The sequence below is a fragment of the Kineosporia babensis genome, from assembly GCF_021129305.1.
GTDB lineage: Bacteria > Actinomycetota > Actinomycetes > Actinomycetales > Kineosporiaceae > Kineosporia > Kineosporia babensis.
Genome location: NZ_JAJOMB010000005.1, coordinates 283,059 through 303,884 on the forward strand (window position 1 = coordinate 283,059; position 20,826 = coordinate 303,884).

The window sequence follows — 20,826 nt, forward strand, 5'->3', positions numbered from 1 at the left end:
AGTCGGCGTTCTCCCGATTCCGGCGCTGCGAACGTAGCCTGGGGACATGTCCTTCCCCGCCGCCAGTGCCCGCCTGATCCCGGTACCCCGCTTCACCCGCCGGGCCGGACTGGGTGCGCTGGTGGCCGCCGGACTGACCGCCTGCACAGGAAAATCTCAGGACAGCGCCGCCGAAACCCCGCAAACCGCGGAAACTACCGAAAGCCCGGCCGACGTCTACACTCGTCACATCGATCTCTCCTACGCCGAAAATGTGGGACGAGGGCACCTCCTCGATCTCTACGTCCCGTCCGTGGGCGAAGGGCCTTTTCCGGTCGTCCTTTTCCAGGCCGGATCGGCCTTCGGCAGTGACGACACCAAATCCACCTCGTCCGAGCTCAGCGGCGCCACCACCGCCGAAGGCCTGGCCGATCGGTGGGCCCCGCACGGCTACGCGGTGGTGGGCGTGAACGTCCGCAGCTCGGACCAGGCGAAGTTCCCCGCCCAGGTGCACGACATCAAGGCCGCGATCCGCTGGCTGCGTGCCCACGCCGGCGAATACAACCTGGACAAGAGCCGTTTCGCGGCCATGGGCACGAGCAGCGGAGGCTGGGGCGCCGTGATGGCCGGGGTATCGGCCGGAAGTGACTTCCTCGAGGGCGATCTCGGTAATGCCTCGGAATCCAGCGCGGTCCAGGCGGTCATCGATCTCTTCGGTCCCACGGACTTCCTCTCCATGGACGAGCACCGAATCCGGGGCGGCCAGAAGCACAACCCCGCCTCGTCCCCGGAATCCCAGCTGATGGGTTTCGCCATCCAGTCCGATCCCAAGGCCACCCGCCGGGCCAACCCGACCACGTACGTCACCAGTTCCGCGCCGCCGATCTGGATTGCGCACGGCAGCACCGACGCCCTCGTGCCCTACAACCAGTCCCAGCTGCTCTTCGCCGCCTACAACAACGCCGGCGCCCCAGCCACTTTCACGCTCGTGCAGGACGTCGGCCACACCGATGCCTACCTGAGCGGCGCCGACCCGGCCCCGAGCGTCGTGGTCCACACCAGCCGCAACGGCCAGGTCAGCCGGTCCGACAGCCCCGCCCCCACGTTCGACGCCCTACTGGCCTTCCTGGACCAGCACCTTCAGTAGAGGCCGTGCCGGGAGTCCAGGGCGAGCATGTCGTCGATCACCTGGGCCTCGACCTGGAGGTTGCGCTGGCTCTTGGCGATCTGGCCACCGGTGGGCACCGCCTTGCGCTCGGGCCAGGTGCCGGTGTCCCAGATCCTGGAGCGCACGAACGCCTTGCTGCAGTGGCTGAACAGTTCTTCCACGGTGATCTCGACGCTCAGGTGCGGGGTGCTGCCCTGCACCGTCATCCGCTCCAGGTAGGGCGCCTCGGCGACGATCCGGGCCGTGCCGTTCACCCGGATCGTGTCGCTGATCCCCGGCACCACGAAGAGCATGCCCACCCGCGGCGACTGCAGGATGTTGCGCAGGCTGTCCAGGCGGCGATTGCCCTTGCGGTCGCCGAACGCGATCGTCTTCTCGTCCAGCACCAGCACGTTGCCGGCCGGGTCGCCCCGGGGCGAGACGTCGCAGCTGCCGTCCGGCGCGGTGGTGGCCAGCAGGAAGAACGGGCTGAGCTCGATGAACCGCCGGGACTCGGGGTCGATCCGGTCGACCGCCTTGTTCGCGATGTCCGGGTGGGGCAGTTCGACGATCTCGCGCAGCTGCGCCTCGTTCGTGATCACTCGGCTCATCTGCCGTACCACCGCACCGTTCTTCTGGGGGGACCGAAAACAAATCGCGTGCGCCGGGGGCGCCGGATGTTGCACGATATCCGACTGCCCAAAACCAGGAGGTCGTCATGGGTGCGCGAGAACTGCTGGCCGTTCCGGTACTGGAGTACGGGGACCGGGAGGTGGCCGAGACCGGCCAGATCCTGCGCTCCACGGTGGGCTCGGGGCTGCACGGCATCGCGATCGCGGGCACCGACGACCATGACGAGATGGGCGTGTACGTCGAGCCGGCCCACTGGCTGCTCGGGCTGCGCAGCGTGCGCGACAGCTATGTGGCCCGGTCGCAGGCCGAAGGAGCGCGCTCCGGACCAGGTGACACCGATCTGGTGATGTACGGCCTGCGCAAGTATCTGCAGCTGGCGGTGAAGGGGAACCCGACCGCGCTGCTGCCGCTGTTCGCCCCCGAGTCGCAGCTGATGTTCTGCAACGAGCTCGGGCACGAGCTGCGGGGGCTGCAGCAGGCGTTCCTGTCGCAGGAGGCGGCCCGGCGTTTCCTGGGCTTCATGCAGGCCCAGCGCGATGCCCTGACCAACGGTGGGCGCAAGGTGCCGAACCGACCTGAGCTGGTCGAACGGTTCGGATACGACGTGAAGTACGCCTCCCACGCCCTGCGGCTGGCGATGCAGGGCCGGGAACTGGTGCAGCACGGCCGGCTGACTCTGCCGATGCCGCAGGACGAGCGGCAGCGGGTGCTGGAGGTGAAGTCCGGGCAGGTGCGAGAGCTGAGCGTGGTGCTGGCCGAGATCGACGCGGTCGCGGCCGAGGTGGTGCAGGCGCTGGAGACCGGGCGCACTCCCCTGCCCGCCGAGCCCGATCTGGCCACGATCGAGGAATGGGCGGTCAGCGTCTACCGGCGTCAGTGACGCCACATCATCCAGTGCGGCGGGCCTGAGGTCACCGGCACCTGGCCGGTCACCTCGAACCCGTGGCGCCGGTAGAAGGGCAGGTTTCGGGGGTTCGACGACTCCAGGTACACCGGGGCGCCGTCGAACCGCCCGAACGCCTCGCCGAGCAGGGCGGTTCCGTGCCCTTGGCCCCGAACCGGGGCGGCCGTGCCGATGAACTCCAGGTACCAGTGCCCCGGCGGCTGCTGGTGATGCGTTCGCTCGATCTCGCCGAGCCGGCGCAGCAGCCGGGGCAGGCGGGGGCCAGCGCTGCGGATCAGGTGCGGCGCCGCACGCGCTACCGAGGGCAGGGGAAGTTGCCATTGGCCCGGCGCCGACCACACCGCCACGGCTTGCCGGTCCAGCGTCGTCCGGACCTGCCCGCGAGGCAGGGCATGCCCGAGCAACGCCCCGAAAAGCCTGGTCAGGCGCCGGTGCCGGTCGCGATCGGGAATCATCCACGTCCACACCGGATCCTGACCGAAGGCGTCCGCGAGGGTCGCCGCCAAGGCGGGGAGGTCCTCGGCGGTGGCGACGCGAACGTCCACGCCGACATCATCACGTGTCATCGAGGTGAAGGGCACATAACGGACGAGTGGCGTGGTTCACATCCACAGTCACGCGCACCTCGGAAGGCGTGCCCGCCGACGGCCGCGGCCCTTGTCAGATCAGCCGTTCACTGAGCACGATGCTGGCCCGAGATGTGCGCAGAAGGGTGATTCATGGCGGACGACAACGGCCGGCGCCGTCCCAGCCCGCCCAGCCGTCCCGATCCCCGCGGTGGGCCCGGTGCCATGCTCTCGGCCCTGGCCGTGGCCGGACTGCTGTTCGGCGGCGCGATCGCCCTGCACTACGGCAAGCTCCCGGTCTTCCTGACCCCGGCCACCGCGCTGGGTGAGGAGGCGACGGTCGAGGGCCAACTGACGAACGGATCGACGGTCACGGATGTCACGCTGGTGGTGTCGGTGCCGGAGAAGGCCAAGATCTCCGAGCCCAAGGACAAGGCCGAGGACCAGCACGTGGCCACTGTTGCGGTGAGGGTGCAGAACACCTCCGAGCAGCCGATCGGTGTGGCCGGACCCGGTCAGTCGCTGCGCACCGATCTGGCCAAGTCCTACGACAGCCTGACCGAGAAGACGGTGGAAGTGGCGGCGGGCAAGACCAGGACGGTGAAGCTGCAGTTCCTGATCCCCTCGAACGAGGACCCGGACACGCTGAGCCTGAAGGTGGCCGAGCAGACGACGAAGCTCGACGTGCGTTAGAGCAGGTCCAGCAGAGGTTTCATCTGCCCGGCATCGAAACGGCTCACCAGTCGTTCGCTTTCCCCTTGCCGAGCGTTGGGGAACCTATGATTCCGGCCGACCACAGCGTCCGCAATTGGTTCTGCCGCAGGCATACTGAAACCGGATACCCGAAACCCGCAGGCCCGACTCCCGGCGACGGGGGCAGCCGGGAGTCGGGAGTTCAGCCGAGGGACGCTTGTCGGCCCGCCTCGGAGTCGGCGAGTGTCAGCTCACGAAGGGCCAGTTCGACGAATCCCAGCTGATCCGGTTGATTCCCAGCTTGGCCACGCCGTTGTCGGCGCCGTCGTAGTAGTGGTAGACGAGCACGTCACCGTCGCCGTCCTGGATCAGCGACTGCCCGCCCGGGCCGATGACGGTGCCGTGCGTGCCCAGCACCTGAGTGCCACCGCCCTCGGTGAGCAGCTTGCCCGGCCGGTCCTTATACGGGCCGGTGATGGTCTTGGACCGGCCGACCATGATCTTGTAGGTGCTGTCCTTGCCCTTGCAGCAGCTGTCCCACGAGGTGAACAGGTAGTAGTAGCCGGCGTGGTAGATGATCGCCGGCGCCTCGAGCGCGGTGCTGCCCGGCCGGCTCGCGATGCTGTGCACCGTCGAGCTGCCCGAGATCCGCTTGCCCGTGCTGGGATTCAGCTCGATCATCTTGATGCCCGACCAGAACGATCCGAGCGAGAGCCACCACTTGCCCTGCCGGTCGACGATCAGGTTGGGGTCGATCGCGTTGTGGTTGCTGCTGGTGGTGGTCGAGTAGATCTTGCCCTGGTTGGTCCAGCTGCCGGGCCTGCCGGTGGTGCTGGTGGCCAGGAAGATCGCCGACTTGTTCTTCCCGAACGAGGAGGCCGAGTAGTACAGGTAGTACTTGCCGTTGCGGTACGACAGGTCCGGCGCCCACAGGTTGCCGTCCTTGGTGCCGGTGTATTCATCCGTCCAGGTGGCACTTCCGTTGGGGAAGGCCAGGCCGGTGTAGCTGAACTTGGTTCGGTCGGTGGACGTGCGCAGGGCGATCCCGGGAGCCGTGGCGGCCATCAGGTAGGTGCCGTCCGGGCCCTTCACCATCGTGGGGTCGTGCACCGTGATGTTCCCCGACACCACACCCGGGCCCGGGTATTCGGCCGCGTCCGCAGAACGGATGTGCAGGACGGCCGGGACGGCCGCCGCGATCACGAGGGCGGCGGCAAGCAGCCCGGCCAGCCGGAACCGGGACCTCGGCCGGGCTGAGAAGACGCTGGACATGGCACCTTTCCTGATGCACCGGACCGGCTGGATACCGGTCGATGCTGATCAGGTCGGTTGCCGGCCCGGCGAGGTTGCTTGCCGGTCGGTCAAATCGAGGTCAAGTTCCCGGTGGGATCTCGGGCTCGGTCTTCTTGCGGACGATCGGCTCGGCGGGCGGGCTCTGGCTGCGGCCGTAGCGCGCGACCTCGTCCGTCGCGCCGAAGATCAGGCTCTGCCCGTCGACCTCGACCCGGGTGGCCCGGTCCATCACGGTGTGGTGCGGGACGTTGGCGCAGGCCATCCTGGTCGACGTCAACTGCTCCAGCTCGAACGCCCCGTCGGCCTCGAGCCGGTACGTGCCGCGCACCTGGTTGCACCCGTCGCTGCCCACCACCTTGCCGTCGCTGAACTCCAGATACGCCTCGGCGTAGGAGTCCGCGTTCAACGGATCGACGGTGTACCCGGCAATCTCCTGCGGATACCAGGTGCCCGCGATCGCCTCCCGGGGGTCCGCGCCCACCGTCACCGCCTCCTGATCAGCCTTGTCCTCACCGCAGCCGGCCAGGAGCAGAGCCGGCAGGACCATCCATGCACCACGCCTCATGACCCGTCCTTCGCTCGTCGGCACCCTGCTTGGACGACTCCCGGCCGCACCGGGTTCCGTGTCCGGCGCGGGACACACTGGGAAGGATCTGCGGATTTGCCACGGCGTACCCACACTGCCGGTAACCTTGCTTCGCGGCGCCCTTGGGTGCTGCCTGCCCACATCGGCGTGAGCAGACCGGGGCAGTAGCTCAATAGGTTAGAGCAGCGGACTCATAATCCGTCGGTCGCGGGTTCGAACCCCGCCTGCCCCACTCCCGTCCTCCAGAGTCCTACCCGTGCTCAACCCAGGCCTGAGTGATCCGGACAACAACACCGATCTGTGGCATTGCATGCAACGCTGTCAGCACGTCGGTGCGTCTGAGAGGCTGATACCGGCGGACGACAGACGGGAACGATCGGTACGGGTGAAGACTCGACGACGCAGCACCTTGGTGGTGGCCAGCGGCACGGCGCTGTTCGCAGCGGCGGTACTCACCGGGTGCGGGAACAGCGTAGAGCGCGATCATCAGGGCGTCTGCGTGGACAAGAGCACCCAGAAGCGTGTTGCCGACGATGAGTGCGACGAGGACGACGAGGGTGCGCGCAGCGGGTACTACGGCGGCACCCACGCTTGGCGGTTGTACGGCTCGGGCCTGCGGTTCCCGCCGGTCGGGGGCCGGATCGCGGACTACCCCGGGTCGGTGAGCACGCTGCCGTCCGGGCACGGAGCCACCTTCGGCGGGGCCGAGCGCAACGGTGGCACGGTGAGCAAGTCGAGCGTGAAGACGGCGGCCGACCGGGGCGGGTTCGGCAAGACCAGCCGCAGCAGCAGCGGGAGCGTGGGCGGTTGATCCGGCTGCCGCAGACCCCCCGCCCGGACGCGTACCAGCTGGTCGAGGCCGAGGGCCTGGCCTACGCCCGGGAGCGCAACGACTCCTCCGACGAGTTGCCCTACTGGTTCGAGGGGGCGGCCTACCGGTTCACCGAGCCGCAGATCGACGAGCTGGAGCGGGTCACCGACGAACTGCACGCGATGGCGATGCATGCCACCCGGGTGATGTGTCACGACCCCGCCACCCTGCAGCGCCTGCGGATTCCGGAGTACGCGTGGCCGTATCTGCGTAAGTCCGTGGAGGAGGACTGGACGCTGTACGGGCGTTTCGATCTGCTCTGGGACGGCAGTAGCGCGCCGAAGATGCTGGAGTACAACGCGGACACCCCGGCGGCCCTGGTCGAGACCGCGGTGACGCAGTGGTCCTGGCTGGAGACGGTCCAGCCCGAGCGTGATCAGTGGAACATGCTGCACGAGCGGCTGGTTCACACCTGGCGCCGGCATCTGAAGGACAACGAGTTCGTGCACCTGGTGGCCGGGGTCGCCGAGCCGCTGGAGGACTGGAACACCATTGCCTACCTGGCCGACACGGTGCGCGAGGCCGGTGGGCGGCCGATCACCCTGCCGATCGACCAGATCGGCCTGGTACCCGGCTCGAACACCTTCGTCGGCCTGGAGAACGACCCGATCAGCCTGTGTTTCGCGATGTATCCGTGGGAATGGATGCTGGCCGAGGACTTCGGGCGGGCGGCCCTGGAAAGCGCCGTGAACTGGCTGGAACCGGTGCACAAAGTGCTCACCGGCTCCAAGGCGGTGCTGGCCACGATGTGGGAGCTGTACCCCGATCACCCGAATCTGCTGCCCGCGTACTGGTCGCCGGACAAGCTCGGCCCGGACTACGTGATGAAGCCGGTGCACGGCTGGGAAGGCGCCGGGGTCAAGGTGATTCGCAACGGCGAGACCGCGGCCAGCGTGGCCGACCGGCACACCGAGGGGCAGCAGGCGATCTTCCAGCACTACTACGAGATCCCGCGGATCGGCGACTGCCTTCCGGTGCTCGGCACCTGGGTGATCGGCGGGCACGCAGCCGGTCTCGGTATCCGGGAGACCGACGCAGGCCGGCTGATCACCGACACCCAGGCCCGCTTCGTCCCCCATTTCATCGACGCTCCGCGCACCAGCGCCGCGCAGGTGCAGAGCTGGATCGATGAAGAGCAGTAACTAGAGACGTTGTGGGCGCCGAGAGCGCAGTGGTCCGGGCGGTTTTCGGTGAAGGAAACCTCCCGGACGATCTCAGGCGGCGGCTCGCGCAGCCAGTAGCTGCTCGACCGAACGGGCGGCCAGCATCGCCACCTCGACCGGGTTGCGGGCGTCCAGTTCGTCGGAGAGCACCTCGACCGCAAGCGGCAGGTTCACCCCGATCTCGCTCAGCGCACCGAGGAATCCGTGCAGGTCGACCACACCGCCACCGGGCAGCAGACGGTGGTGGCGGCCTTCCTCGCGCAGGTCCTCGGCGGGTGTGGCCGAGGCGTCGCACAGCTGCACGGCCAGCACTTCGGTGGCAGACAGGGTGCGTAGTTCCTCGAGGGTGCCGCCCGAGCGGTGCCAGTGCCAGGCATCCAGCATCAGCCCAGCGTTGCCGGTGTCGGCGTGGGAGACGAGTTCGCGGGCCTGAGCCAGGTTACGCAGCGAGCTGTACGGCATGAACTCCAGCGCGACCTTCACGTCGTGGTCCGCGGCCCGGCGGCAGAGCCGGCGGAACTGCTGCTTCTGCACCTCCAGCGGCACATCAGCGAACAGGCCCACGTTGATCTGCGGCACGCCGAGCAGGTCGGCCAGGTAGAAGAGCAGATCCTCCTCCAGGCGCACGCCGCGCACGTCGGCCTCACGCCACCAGTCGGTGAGGAACTCCAGCTCCACCACCCGCAGCCCGTGCCGGGCCACGTAGTCGGCCAGCTGCTCCTCGGAGAACTCGGAACGGCGGGCGTCGAGGTAGTCGACCGCGCCCAGACCGATGCCGGTGAAGCCCGCGGCGGCCGCGGCGAGCACTCGATCGGAGAAGCCGACGTAACGCAGAGTCATCGCCGATAAGTTCAGATCGACGGGACTGGTCCGAACGGGAGCACGGCGGGTGGACCAGGGGCCGGGAGCGTCGATCATCCGTTCACTCTACGAAATCAATGGAACCGGTGAAGCCCTTCTCCGATTTCTCTCAGCCATTAGTGACTATCCTGACTACCGAAACCACCATATCCGCGCTTAAGTCTGACATTTCCCAGGCCTCTGACCAGCACTCTTGTGAACCGGAGGGGCGCGGACCCAGGATTCCTTGGCATATTGGTTGCCGACGGACTCAACACTCCCGGAATATCCGAAATGCAAGTTTCTGATGGGGCGGGAGCAATCGGGAGGGGATCCATGACAGCGCCGACGGTGCGGACCGGACGCCGGGCTGATCCGCTGACCCATGCGGATATCGAGGCCGGGACCGTGGCACGACTACGCCATGTAGTCACCGCCCAGTCCGATGCCGTCGCTGTCTACGACGACGAACTGAGCCTGACCTACGGCGAGTTCGCGCTGCGAGTGGCCGCCGTGCGCCGTCAGGTCTTCGCCGCAGTGCACCAAGAGGCCGACGCCCCGGCCGAGCGCCCGGTCGCGTTGCTGTACTCGCACGGCGCGGCCGCCGTAGCCGCTCTCTGGGGGATCGTCACCTCTGGCCAGCCGATCCTGGTGCTCGACCCGCGTACTCCCCCGGCCCGCCTGCAGGCGTTCGTCGATCGCGTGGACGTGCGACTGTGCCTGACCGACCAGGCCAACGCGGCCACCGCCGCCGAGCTCGTCGAGCAGGTCCTGGTGGACGCCTCCGCCGAGAACACCGGCACCGAAGCCGATCTTGACGCGATGTGGGCCACCGCGCCGCGCCCGGGTGACGCTGCGGCCTACGCATTCACCTCCGGCTCCACCGGCCGGCCCAAGGTCGTGGTCAACGACCACCGGATGCTGGTGCGCGACGCCTGGGCCAATGCCCGGGCCACCGACTGCTACGACGCCGACGACGTGGTCGCCCACACCCTCCCGATGGCCTTCCACGCCGGGCTGATGGCCACCTGCGCAGGCATTCTCGTCGGCACCACGCTGGCCATGTACGACATTCGGGCGCGCGGCATCAACAGCCTGCCCGGCTGGATCGAGCAGAATCAGGTCACCATCGTCCAGGCCAGCCCGGCCATCCTGCGCAACCTGGTCGGCATCGCCCCGGACCCGCAGCACCTGGCCCGGCTGCGCTCTATCACCATCGCCGGTGAGGCCGCCTACGGCCCGGACATCGAGGCCGCCCGCAGCCTGCTGCCGCCCGACTGCCTGCTGCGCAACCGCTACGGCTCGTCCGAGACCAGCCTGCTCACCGAGTACCAGGTGGACTGCACGCACCCGCCGCTGGAGGGGCTGCTGCCGGTCGGCCGCCCGATCCCGGACATCGAGCTCAGAATCGTTGACGCCGAAGGGGTTCCGGTTCCGCCCGGGGGTTCCGGCACGGTCACGCTGAGCGGGCGCAACCTGGCCTCCGGCTATCTGGGCGATCCAGAGGCCACCGACCGGGCCTTCACCCCCGACCCCGACGGGCTCACCCGCACCTATCGCAGCAGCGATGTCGGCACGGTGGACGAGACCGGTGCGCTGCGGCTGCTCGGCCGTCGGGACCACAGCGTCAAGATCCGCGGCTATCTGGTGGAGCCGGGCGAGGTCGACGCCGCCCTGTCGGCGCTGGACGAGGTACGCGAATCGCTGACGATCGGGGCTGAGAAGAGCGGCGAGAGCGGGGGTAAGCGGCTGGTCTCGTACATCGTCTCCACCGCGGACCGGCCCAGCGCGGCCGCGATGCGCCAGCACCTGGCCGGGGTCCTGCCCTCGTACATGGTCCCCGAGAGCATCGTGTTCATCGAGGCCCTGCCCCGCACCGACCGCGGAAAGCTCGACCGGAACGCGCTTCCCGAGCCGCCCGAGGTGACTGCCGGGGGTAGTACCGAGCAGCTCAGCGAGTGGGAAGAGGTGGTCCGGGCGCTGTGGTGCAGCGTGCTGGCGCTGCCCGACATCAGCCTGGACGACGACTTCTTCGAGCTCGGTGGGGATTCGCTGGCCGCCGAGAGCCTGATGAGCCGGATGGCCTCCGAGCTCGGGGTGGCCGCCACTGAGGCGCAGACCACCGTGCTGGTGCAGGCGCCCACGCTGCGGGAGTTCGCCGAGCGGGTCACCCGCAAGGTCAGCGCAGCCAACCAGACCCTGGTCCCGTTGCGCGGCAGCGGTTCCCGTCCCCCGCTGTTCCTGCTCACCGGCGGTGGCGGGCTCGGCGTGACGCTGGTTCCGCTGGTCCGGCACCTGCCGGAAGACCTACCGGTCTACGCGCTGCAGGCCTACGGGCTGGAGGCGCGGGGCGTTCCGGACTGGAGCGTGGAGGCCTCGGCCCGCCGGCACATCAAGACGCTGCGCTCGATCCAGCCGGTCGGGCCGTACTTCATCGGTGGGCACTCGTTCGGTGGGGTGCTGGCCCTGGAAGTGGCCCAGCAGTTGCGTGAGGCCGGGCAGCAGGTCGAGCTCCTCGTGGTGATCGACTCGTTCCCGCCGGACCGCAAATCCCATGCACCGCTGGAGGGTTCGACGGTGCAGAAGCTGCGGACCGCGCTGGGGGTGGCCACCACCGGCCTGCGCGGCACGCCGGGCGACGACCAGTACTGGCGGTTCTGGCGGCAGAGCAACTACCTGCACCAGCGCTACCGGGCCAAGCCCTACGACGGCGAGACGCTGATCATCGTGGCCGCCGACAGCGAGGAGAAGCACGAGCGCCGGGCCTGGGCGCCGTACCTGACCGGCACCTGGCGGCTCACCCACGTGCCCGGCGACCACATGTCGATCCTGCGGGACCCGTTCGCCGGCAAGACTTCCGAGGTGATCTGGGAGCAGCTGGAGCCGGCCCAGCAGCGGGACCCGGCCGAGGCCCGCCCGCGCCGGGAGCAGGCCCGGCCCAGGCTGGTGCGTAGGAGCAAGGCCTGGCCCGACCAGTTCTAGGGCCTAGCGGCGGGACTGGCCGAAGCTGGTGAGACTGGTGGTCTCACCGGGTTCGGCCACCCGTGGTGAGAGCCCGCCGAGCAGTTCGTCGTACGAGGTCTTCAGCGTCTTGGGCATCCGCCAGCCCCAGACCCCGTACGGCTTCCAGACCGCCTCGACCAGCAGGATCCGGCCCTCGACGGGGATGAAGGTGGCGCGGACCCGGGCGTCGTTGGTGATCTGGGTGCACTCCCGGCCGGAGGGGCGCGAGCTGGAACGGTAGACGCTGGTGTTGTTCAGGTCCTGGCTCTTCCAGCCGCAGAACAGGGGCAGCCGGGCGTAGCGGCTCTGCGGTTCGGCCATCGACGAACGCCGGTAGTCCATCTGGGTGGCAGTGCGGCCGTCTATCTCGACCGTGCGTACCCCGCTCACGAAGACGTCTGGGTGGCTACGGAGCCAGCCTGCCGGGTCGAGCGGCATCGGGGCACGTTCGCCGCTGGGTAGGACCACTTCTTCGGGCACGGTGGCCAGAACCCAGCCCCCGCTGGAGAACTTCACCCCTACGTAGCTTTCGTCGGCCGTGGCCACTGCGCCCTCCGGGAGGTTCAGAGCTACGGGGGCGGCCAGGTGTGAACCTAGGACGACGGTCTCGCCTTCGGGCTCTTCCGGCTCGTCGGACAGGATCGCGGGAATGGACAGACCGGCCACCACGGCCGCGAGTACCGCCGCCGCGACCATGAACACCTTGCGCCGGAGGGGGTCTGGGGGTGCGGCTTTACCCCCTTCGTCGATCCATCCGTCGGGCTGATCGAGGTCGGTGGCCCAGTTGGAGGGGTTGCCCTGGGGTAGGTCGTCGGTCGGGAGCGGAGCGGACGGGCGGGTGCCCAGGTCGTACTCCCAGACCCCTCCCTGACCGTCGATCGCCTCCACGGCCGGGGCTGAGCCTCCGCCATGCTGAGCGGCCAGAATGGGGGACGTCGAGGGCGGCGCGCCGAGCACACGTCCAGTTCCCGAGGCCACCAGTTGGGGAGCGTCCGCGCTGGGCACCTCGATGACAGGAGCCTGGTCGTCAGTCGCAGAGCCGGACGCCCCCGGCGCGGCCCAGTCGGATGACTCCCAACCGGCCGCACCTGGCTCGTTCGCCTCGGGCGGCGGCTCGGACTGGGGCTGGGACGGCGGCTTGGACGGCGGTGCAGCGACTCGGCCATCCCGGCTCGCACCGGTGGAGATGATCACTGGTTCTTGTCCCGGAGGGCCCCAGAGCGCAGCCAGTTCTTCCGGTGACATGTCTCCTGAAGCCCGCGACATCGCGTCCGCCATTGCCGACTCCTTGTTCAAACCCGCACCTGCCCGGAATATTGTCACATCCCGATAACGATTCGGCCTGTCGGGTGACAACGGAGGGTCTGATCAGGAGGTTCCCAAGATCGTCAGGTGAGTCGACGAGCGTCGGCGCGCACCCCGTCCCCAGTTTTGAAGCTCTTGAACCGGATCTCAGACGCCCTCGGCCCGGGGGCGACGGGCTGTCCGCCGCCCCCGAACCCAGCGCCGCCAGCACGATCCCCTCGGCCACTCCGGCGTAGGTACCGGCCACGCGTAGCTCAGGTCAGTTCAGGCCGCGCCCAGGAAGGACGATTCGCTGGACCCCGGAGTCCCGCCGTCCTCGTCGTTCTGATCGCTGCCCTGTTCATCCGTCGCCCCAGGGCCGCCTCGGTGGAAGAAGCGCGGCCCGTCGCCCCCCTTACCTGGCAGCTTGGGCAGGCCGTTCTCGACGACATCCGTGATCCGCTCCTCAAGGTGAGACTTCACCTCGTTCGCGTTCTCCTGGGAGATGCGCCCCTCGTCCACTGCTTCGTCGACCTTCTCCGAAGCGGCCGCGACCAGAGCGTCGACCACCGCGCCGACGTCCTTACCCTGCTCCTCGGCGAGCTCCTTCACCGACTTGCCGTCGGCCAGGCCGCTCTCCACCTCCGCACGAGAAAGCCCGAGCACCTCCGCGACCTCGTCCAGCGCTACCCCGAACGGTCCCCCGGCCCGCGGATTCACGTGCGGGCCCCTGAGATCGGCGTCGGACAGCTCCTCCGCCACCTTGTCCGACTGTTCCTGGGTGAGCGTGCCGTCCTCGACCAGATTCTTCAGCGCCTCGCTGATCCGGTCCTCCCGGTCGCCGCCCCTGGGCTCGGTACTCGCTGCCGGCGGACTGCCGGGCGTGTCATCGGCGAAGGCGGGGTAGGCCACAAAGCCCGCCGCCCCCAAGGCGATGGCCCCCGAGGCCACCGCCACAGTCAGACGTCTGGTGCGCATGTCTGTTTTCCCCTCGTTACGGACCGTCCACGCTGATTCCCCGGACCTGAACCGGGTGGGGACCGTCCTCCACCATCGAAGCTCGACCTGCCACCTGTGGCCCGGCTTGGCCGCCCCTGGCAGTTCCCTGTGAAGCTGTGAGCACGCTGTGCTACCCCTGTGATCCAGCTCCCAGAGCCCGGACGCCACGCCCTGTACGGGTTGGTCAAGAGCACCGTCGGATCTTTGGTAGAGTTCTTCTCGCCGGAGGGAACTGCGGCAAACACAACAGAACAATCCCCCGTAGCTCAATTGGCAGAGCATTCGACTGTTAATCGAAGGGTTACTGGTTCAAGTCCAGTCGGGGGAGCCTGAGTCGCAGATCAGCGGCTAACCTCTCAAGGCCTCGCCAACGGCGAGGCCTTTTTGAGTTCCCCAAGCGCGCCGGCCGGAGCGAGTTGGTATGCCTTCCACGAATCCGTACATGCTCGTCAGCACCGCCACACTGCGCGGCGACGGGCTCAGGAACCAGGACTCGGTCGTCGTAACCGATCGAGCAGCCGCAGTTCTCGACGGCGCATCAGCCTGGTACCCACAAGCACCCGGTCGGGACGGCGGCTGGTACGCCGAGAACCTGGGTGCCCGGCTGATGAACTCGCTGGACGAGGAACGGCCCCTGGCCGACATCGTTCACGATGCGATCGAGGACATGTGCCGCACGTTCGGTCTCGAGCCTGGTCAGTCACCGGAGAGCACCGTCACCATCGCTCGCTGGGATGCCCAGCACGTCGAGGTTTACGTACTGTGCGACAGCCCCGCGGTGATCTTCAGCCCCGAAGCCGATCCGGTCATCCTGCTCGATGAACGTCTGCAGTGCGCGGCGGTCCAGGCTCGAACCATCTACCGCGACTACCTCCGCGCCGGCCACGGGTACGGTCCCGAACTCAAGCCGATGCTCGCCCGGCTTCAGGAGGACGAGCGCCGGGAGCGGAACCGGGAAGGGGGCCATTGGGTTGCCGGGGCCGTACCGGCGGCAGCCCATCACGCCCTGACCGCCGAGTACCCCCTGGACCAGGTTGCCGCCGTCCTCCTGCTGTCAGATGGAGCATCGGCCGGAGTGGACGAGTACGGGTCGCCCGCCGACTGGGCCACAGCACGGCAGTCGGCGATCACCAGCCCGGCGCAGTTCATCGCGGACGTCCATCGAGTCGAGGACAGCGACCCCAACGGTCAGCGCTGGCCCCGGGCCAAGTGTCACGACGACAAGACCATCGCGGTGATCCAGCCGCTCACCGCGCATTGAGCCGCACCACCCCCTTCCCCTCCCGCTTGGCCGCATACATCGCCTGATCCGCGGCATGCAGCAACTCCGGCCCGGTGTCCCCCTCGACCGCCACCGCCACCCCGATGCTCGCCCCAACCCGCGCCCGCGTCTGCGAGAGGTCGAACTCCAGCGACAGCGCGGCCAGGATCCGCCGGCCGGTCCGCATCGCCGTCTCCACGTCCGGAATGCCCGGGCACAGCACCGCGAACTCGTCGCCGCCGAGCCGGGCCACCACGTCGCCCGAGCGCACCGAGGCCGCGATCCGGTCGGCCACCTGCACCAGCAGCTCGTCCCCGGCGCCGTGCCCCTGCGAGTCGTTGACCGCCTTGAACCCGTCCAGGTCCAGGTAGAGCACGGCCACCGATCCGCCCGAATCACGTTCCTGGAGTTCCCGTTCCAGCTGGCGGTGCAGGTGCAGGCGGTTGGGCAGGCCGGTCAGCGAGTCGTGGGCGGCCTCGTGCTGGAGCCGCTCGGTCAGGGCCTTGCGCGCGGTGATGTCCTCGACCAGCAGGATCAGGTAGGGGTCGCGGCCCCGGCCGGGGCGCACCGCCGAGGCGGAGACCTTGCCCCAGCGCTCGCCGCCGTCCGGGCGGTACAGGTGGCGGTCGACGGTCACCGAGTCACGGCTGCCGTTCATCATGGCGACCAGGTTGGCCATCGCTTCCTGGAGATGTTCGCCGTCGCCGAGGAAGTCACCCACGGTGGAGCCCAGCAGCACCGCTTCGCCGACCCCGGCGAATTCGCACAGGGCGTCGTTCACCCGCAGGAACCGGCCCGGCTCGGCGGGGGCCAGCGAGACCACCGCCATGCCCATCGGTGAGGTGTCGAAGGCCAGGCGGAAACGTTTTTCGCTCTCGGCCAGCTCTTCCTGGGCCTGCAGCACCCCGGTCAGGTCGGTGATCACACCGATGAAACCGAGCGGCCGGTCGTCGGAGCCCTGGTGCGAGGTAATGGTCAGCTGGCCGGGGAACCTCGAGCCGTCCTGCCGGACGAAATTCCTCTGGGCACTGTAGGTTCCGTGGGCCCGGACCGCTGCCAGGATCTCCTCGCCCGGATCCTGACCGTCGAAGTCGGCCTGGTCGTGCAGGTCCAGGGCGCGCATCCGGCCGATCACCTCCTCGGCCCGGTAGCCGAACATCCGCTCGGCGCCGATGTTGAAAAAGCTTATTCGTCCGTCTTTTCCGTTGGTCCCGAGAATGGCGGTACCGGTCACCGCGTTCAGCACCGCGGCCAGCTCGGCGTGCGCCTTGGTCACCTCGGCCGCGGCGGCGCGGGCCTGGGTGACATCCTGCACGGTGGCGAAGACCTGGTCCCGGACGCCTCCGGGGGCACGCTCGATCACGGTCTGGATGGCGACGGTCCGCACGTCTCCGTCTGTCCGGACGATCCGGTACTCCAGGGCCTCGGCGTTGCCCATGTCGTTACGGATCCGCTCACCGTCGGCCCTCACCCGGGGCAGGTCTTCCGGATGGACGAACGTGTCGTACACCGCCGCGCTCGGTCTGACCTTGGCCGGGTCGGCCCCGAGGAGCAGATGCAGCCCGTCGCTCCAGGCCTGGGCGTCGGTGGTCGGGTCCCAGCGCACCGAGCCCAGGCCGGCCAGCCGCTCGGCGGTGTTCAGGTCCTGGGTGCGCTGGCGCAGCAGGTTGGTGGCCCGTTCCCGCAGCCGCGCGCTGATCGAGGTGGCGATCACCACCAGCGACAGCGTGGCGAGCGCGGTCTGCAGGGTGAGCAGTTCCTCGGCGGACCGGTCGAGCAGGGCGATCCGGCCCAGGCCGTGGTTGGTGCCGAGAGTGATGATCAGGGCCGAGGCCAGCAGGCTGATCGTGGCCCGCAGGGCCCCCAGCCGGGTCGCGCCCCAGATCAGCGGCAGCACCAGCAGCGTGCTGGAGACCACCCGCTGGTAGGTCAGGAACAGCAGCGCCGCAACCGACATGGTCGCGGCCAGCTGAGCCAGCCATTCCAGGTTGCGCCGGTGATCGCGCAGCTGGGCCAGCACCTCCCCGCGGCTGAGGTGGACCACCAGGCAGGGGCCGATCAGCATCAGCGCCAGCACGTGGTTGCGCACGAACTCGGACCACAGGCCGAGCGCGGTCCGGTCCCCCGGGCTGCCGAGCAGGGCGAACACCACCGACGCGACCGTGCTGGCGACCAGCAGGCAGATGAGGACCCGGACCGCGTCGATCAGCCGTTCTTCCAGGGCCTGGCGCGGTCGCAGACGGCGCAGCAGCACCGCGACCAACAAGTTCTCGCACAGCCCGGCGGTCAGGCCGGCGTAGTTGACCACGGTCTGCGAGAGCACCAGAACGGACGTGGTGGAGCCGAGCGCGATACCGGCCACGATCGCGGGCCACCAGCGGGAGGGGCTGTAGACCAGCAGCGCGGCGCCGAAGGCGGCCAGCGGCCACCAGGCGGGTTGCCCGGCGCCGGGGTTGCGCAGCGGTTCCAGGCCCATCCAGCTGAAGCCGAGCGCGGCCAGGGCCGTGGCCAGGAACACGATGGTGCGCGCACCCAGCCTCGGCACCCTCGCCCTCCGCTTCGCCCCGATCCCTGCCTGATTCACTTCAACGATCGGGGGACGCGTGCTTGCGCCTGAGTTGCTCGGCCCACCTCACCCGGTCGGCTCAGATCAGGGCGACGCAGAGTTAAGGGCACCGATGACGGACGGGTGCAGCCGGGTTGGTCCGGCGATGCCTGGAACACCGGCGGGCGGGATTTCGTACCATTGCGCATGACCTCGACACCGTCCCGTTCCGCCCGCCCGCTTCCGCCCGCCCAGGCCGATGTGGTCGTGATCGGCGGCGGGGTGATGGGCCTGAGCACCGCCTACCACCTGGCGGCGGCCGGGGTGGAGCGCGTGGTGCTGCTGGAGGGCCGGCAGCTGGGCAGCGGTTCCACCGGCAAGGCCGCGGGTGGGGTGCGGGCGCTGTTCTCGGACGAGGTCAACATCCGGCTGGGGCAGCGCGGTCTGGAGGCTCTGCACCGGTTCGGCCAGGACTTCGGTAAGGACGTCGACCTCGAGATCAGTGGGTATCTGTTCCTTCTGGACGACGCGGCCGATCTGGAGGCCTTCGCGGCGGGGGTCGAGCTGCAGCACTCCCTGGGCGTGAACAGCCGGCTGATCGACGTTGCCGAGGCGAAGCGGCTCTCCCCGTTGATCAGTACTGACGGTCTGCAGGGGGCGGTTTTCTCACCAGAGGACGGGTTTTGCACACCTGAGTCGGTGGTGGCCGGATACACCGGCGCCGCGCGGAAACTCGCCGTCGAGATTCTCACCGGGACCCCGGCGACCGGGGTTCACATCGAGGGCGGCCAGATCCAGGCGGTGCTCAGCCCGGCCGGCCGGATCAGCACGAACACGGTGATCTGCACCGCCGGTGCCTGGTCGGGCCGGATCGGTGAGTGGGCCGGGGTGGACCTGCCGGTGCGGCCGCTGCGCAGGCAGGTGGCGATCAGCACGCCGATCCCCGACCTGCCGGCCGATCTGCCGTTCACCATCGACTTCGGCAGCTCGTTCTACTTCCACCGGGAGGGCCCGGGCCTGCTGCTGGGCGGCGCGGAGAAGGAGGACACCTGGGGCTTCGACCAGAACCCGACCGAGGACTGGCTGGGCGATCTGGCCGAGGCGATGGCGGCGCGGGTGCCCTCGCTGGGCGAGGTCGGGATCCGCAAGGGCTGGGCCGGGCTCTACGAGATGACGCCCGACCACAACGCGCTGATCGGCGAGGCGCAAGGGGTTTCGCGGTTCCTGTACTGCACGGGATTCTCCGGGCACGGCTTCCTGATGGGCCCGGCCGCCGGTGAGGTGATGCGCGACCTCTACCTCGGGGTGACCCCTGCGATCGACGTGAGCGGCCTGTCCGCAACCCGTTTCGCCCACGACCGGCTCCGCCCGGAGCACAACGTCGTCTGAGTCCGCCGTCTGACCGCGTCGTCTGATCGGAGAGCCATGAGCAGCCTGATCCCCGGTTCCGAAGCCCTGAGTCTGCGTGCCCGTACCGCCGCCGAACGCTGCGGGGTTCACGGTGAATCGCTGGCCGGTTCGCACCCTGTGCTCTCCCCCGTCAACGGCCTGCCGATCGGCGCGGTGGACTGGGCGACGTCCGTCGACGACTCACTCGAGCGGGCTCAGGCTGCGTTCCTGATCTGGCGGAAGGTGCCCGCTCCGGCCCGGGGCGCGGTGATCAAGCGGTTCGGCGAGCTGCTCACCGAGTTCCAGGCCGACCTGGGCACGCTGGTCAGCCTGGAGGCGGGCAAGATCACCTCGGAGGCGCTCGGCGAGGTGCAGGAAATGATCGACATCTGTGACTTCGCGGTGGGCCTGTCCCGGCAGCTCTACGGCCGCACGATGGTCTCCGAGCGGCCCGGGCACCGGCTGGCCGAGACCTGGCACCCGCTCGGCGTGGTCGGGGTGATCAGCGCGTTCAACTTCCCGGTGGCGGTCTGGTCCTGGAACACCGCGCTGGCCCTGGTCTGCGGCGATCCGGTGGTCTGGAAGCCCTCGGAGAAGACCCCGCTGACCGCGCTGGCGGCCGACGCCCTGCTGCGGCGGGCCCTGCGGGAAAGCGGCCATCCCGAGGACGTGTCGCAGGTGGTGCTGGGCGACGGTGCGCTGGGCGCCGAGCTGGTGAATCATCCCGGCGTGAAGCTGCTCAGCGCCACCGGCTCGACCCGGATGGGCCGCCAGGTCGGGCCGCAGGTGGCGCAGCGGTTCGGGCGGAGCCTGCTGGAACTCGGCGGGAACAACGCGGCGGTGGTCGCGCCCTCGGCCGATCTGGATCTGGCCGTCCGCGGCATCGTCTTCTCCGCCGCGGGCACCGCCGGGCAACGTTGCACCACCCTGCGCCGGGCGATCGTGCACCGCAGCATCGCCGACGAGCTGGCCGGACGCCTCGAAGAGGTCTACCGACGGCTGCCGGTGGGTGATCCGACGGCCGAGGGCACTCTGGTGGGACCACTGATCGACGCGAGCGCACACACGTCTCTCATCGGTGCTCTGAAACAGGCCGTCGAAGAGGGCGGAAGCGTTGTCGCCGGCGGCGATCGGGAGCTGGAAACCGCGGCGCCGGAGGCCTTCTACCACCGGCCGGCCCTGGTCCGGATGCCTGGGCAGAGCCCGATCGTGCAGGCCGAGACCTTCGCGCCGATCCTCTATCTGCTCACCTACGACGATTTCGCCGAGGCGATCGCCCTGAACAACGCCGTTGCGCAGGGCCTCTCGTCGGCGGTCTTCACCCGTGACCAGGCCGAGGCCGAGCTGTTCCTGTCGGCCGAGGGCTCGGACTGCGGCATCGTCAACGTCAACATCGGCACTTCCGGCGCCGAGATCGGCGGGGCGTTCGGCGGCGAGAAGGAGACCGGCGGCGGCCGGGAGTCCGGATCCGACGCCTGGCGGGCCTACATGCGGCGGGCGACGAACACGGTCAACTACTCGGGCGAGCTTCCGCTGGCGCAGGGCGTGGACTTCACGGTGTGAATCCGGCGCCGGTGAGCCACCAGATGTAAACCCGCTGTAGTCGGACTGCTCCGGGCAGTCATATACCCCAATAAGCGCGTCCAACCCAGTGAGCTTGTCCCTAGAAT

At 69.0% G+C, this 20,826-nt stretch carries 17 protein-coding genes and 2 tRNA genes; 11 read left to right on the forward strand and 8 right to left on the reverse strand.

Annotated elements, in window-relative coordinates:
* The first annotated feature begins 46 nt into the window (after window positions 1-46).
* A complete protein-coding gene (locus tag LR394_RS12265) occupies window positions 47-1,126 on the forward strand; it encodes an alpha/beta hydrolase (RefSeq protein ID WP_231441111.1) in 1,080 nt (359 codons plus the stop codon).
* On the opposite strand, the gene LR394_RS12270 is transcribed toward LR394_RS12265, so the two are convergent.
* Window positions 1,120-1,737, reverse strand: coding sequence for an MSMEG_1061 family FMN-dependent PPOX-type flavoprotein (locus LR394_RS12270; RefSeq protein WP_231441113.1), 618 nt, complete (start codon window positions 1,735-1,737; stop codon window positions 1,120-1,122). The genes LR394_RS12265 and LR394_RS12270 overlap by 7 nt on opposite strands.
* A 107-nt stretch (window positions 1,738-1,844) precedes the next feature.
* Here LR394_RS12270 and LR394_RS12275 point away from each other — a divergent pair, with 107 nt between their 5' ends.
* Window positions 1,845-2,639 (forward strand): nucleotidyltransferase domain-containing protein, encoded by a 795-nt coding sequence (locus LR394_RS12275; protein ID WP_231441115.1) that lies wholly within the window; start codon window positions 1,845-1,847, stop codon window positions 2,637-2,639.
* Here the strand turns inward: LR394_RS12275 and LR394_RS12280 are convergent.
* Window positions 2,633-3,208 (reverse strand): GNAT family N-acetyltransferase, encoded by a 576-nt coding sequence (locus LR394_RS12280; RefSeq protein ID WP_231441117.1) that lies wholly within the window; start codon window positions 3,206-3,208, stop codon window positions 2,633-2,635. The two genes, LR394_RS12275 and LR394_RS12280, sit on opposite strands and share 7 nt — an antisense overlap.
* 174 nt (window positions 3,209-3,382) lie before the next feature.
* On the opposite strand from LR394_RS12280, the gene LR394_RS12285 reads away from it, so the two are divergent.
* Window positions 3,383-3,922, forward strand: coding sequence for a DUF4352 domain-containing protein (locus tag LR394_RS12285; protein WP_231441118.1), 540 nt, complete (start codon window positions 3,383-3,385; stop codon window positions 3,920-3,922).
* A gap of 246 nt (window positions 3,923-4,168) precedes the next feature.
* Here the strand turns inward: LR394_RS12285 and LR394_RS12290 are convergent, their stop codons facing one another.
* Entirely contained in the window at window positions 4,169-5,194 is a 1,026-nt protein-coding gene (locus LR394_RS12290; protein ID WP_231441120.1) for an arabinan endo-1,5-alpha-L-arabinosidase, read from the reverse strand.
* 100 nt (window positions 5,195-5,294) lie between these two features.
* Window positions 5,295-5,780, reverse strand: a complete 486-nt coding sequence (locus tag LR394_RS12295; RefSeq protein ID WP_231441123.1) for an META domain-containing protein — start codon at window positions 5,778-5,780, stop codon at window positions 5,295-5,297.
* 179 nt (window positions 5,781-5,959) lie between these two features.
* Here LR394_RS12295 and LR394_RS12300 point away from each other — a divergent pair.
* From LR394_RS12300 to LR394_RS12310, 3 genes are all read left to right on the forward strand, one after another.
* A tRNA-Ile gene (locus tag LR394_RS12300) sits at window positions 5,960-6,033 on the forward strand.
* Window positions 6,034-6,186: 153 nt separating this feature from the next.
* Window positions 6,187-6,612 (forward strand): hypothetical protein, encoded by a 426-nt coding sequence (locus LR394_RS12305; RefSeq protein WP_231441125.1) that lies wholly within the window; start codon window positions 6,187-6,189, stop codon window positions 6,610-6,612.
* Window positions 6,609-7,814 (forward strand): glutathionylspermidine synthase family protein, encoded by a 1,206-nt coding sequence (locus LR394_RS12310; protein ID WP_231441127.1) that lies wholly within the window; start codon window positions 6,609-6,611, stop codon window positions 7,812-7,814. Before LR394_RS12305 ends, LR394_RS12310 begins: the two co-directional genes overlap by 4 nt.
* Window positions 7,815-7,886: 72 nt before the next feature.
* Here LR394_RS12310 and LR394_RS12315 read toward each other — a convergent pair whose 3' ends face one another.
* A complete protein-coding gene (locus LR394_RS12315; protein ID WP_231441129.1) occupies window positions 7,887-8,675 on the reverse strand; it encodes a sugar phosphate isomerase/epimerase family protein in 789 nt (262 codons plus the stop codon).
* Between the two features lie 336 nt (window positions 8,676-9,011).
* On the opposite strand from LR394_RS12315, the gene LR394_RS12320 reads away from it, so the two are divergent.
* Entirely contained in the window at window positions 9,012-11,657 is a 2,646-nt protein-coding gene (locus LR394_RS12320) for an AMP-binding protein (protein ID WP_231441131.1), read from the forward strand.
* 3 nt (window positions 11,658-11,660) lie between these two features.
* Here LR394_RS12320 and LR394_RS12325 read toward each other — a convergent pair whose 3' ends face one another.
* Complete coding sequence (locus LR394_RS12325) at window positions 11,661-12,683, reverse strand: hypothetical protein (protein ID WP_231441133.1); 1,023 nt, start codon at window positions 12,681-12,683, stop codon at window positions 11,661-11,663.
* A gap of 564 nt (window positions 12,684-13,247) precedes the next feature.
* Complete coding sequence (locus LR394_RS12330; protein WP_231441135.1) at window positions 13,248-13,940, reverse strand: YckD family protein; 693 nt, start codon at window positions 13,938-13,940, stop codon at window positions 13,248-13,250.
* A gap of 276 nt (window positions 13,941-14,216) precedes the next feature.
* Here LR394_RS12330 and LR394_RS12335 point away from each other — a divergent pair.
* Window positions 14,217-14,289, forward strand: a tRNA-Asn gene (locus LR394_RS12335).
* 93 nt (window positions 14,290-14,382) lie between these two features.
* Window positions 14,383-15,222 carry a hypothetical protein gene (locus tag LR394_RS12340; protein WP_231441137.1) on the forward strand — a complete coding sequence of 280 codons (840 nt, stop codon included), beginning with the start codon at window positions 14,383-14,385 and terminating at the stop codon, window positions 15,220-15,222.
* On the opposite strand, the gene LR394_RS12345 is transcribed toward LR394_RS12340, so the two are convergent.
* Complete coding sequence (locus LR394_RS12345) at window positions 15,209-17,767, reverse strand: sensor domain-containing diguanylate cyclase (protein WP_231441147.1); 2,559 nt, start codon at window positions 17,765-17,767, stop codon at window positions 15,209-15,211. The genes LR394_RS12340 and LR394_RS12345 overlap by 14 nt on opposite strands.
* Before the next feature lie 207 nt (window positions 17,768-17,974).
* Here LR394_RS12345 and LR394_RS12350 point away from each other — a divergent pair, with 207 nt between their 5' ends.
* Together LR394_RS12350 and amaB are read left to right on the forward strand one after the other, a co-directional pair.
* Entirely contained in the window at window positions 17,975-19,156 is a 1,182-nt protein-coding gene (locus LR394_RS12350) for an NAD(P)/FAD-dependent oxidoreductase (protein WP_231441150.1), read from the forward strand.
* A gap of 36 nt (window positions 19,157-19,192) precedes the next feature.
* Complete coding sequence (gene amaB, locus LR394_RS12355) at window positions 19,193-20,719, forward strand: L-piperidine-6-carboxylate dehydrogenase (RefSeq protein ID WP_231441151.1); 1,527 nt, start codon at window positions 19,193-19,195, stop codon at window positions 20,717-20,719.
* The last annotated feature ends 107 nt before the right edge of the window (window positions 20,720-20,826 follow it).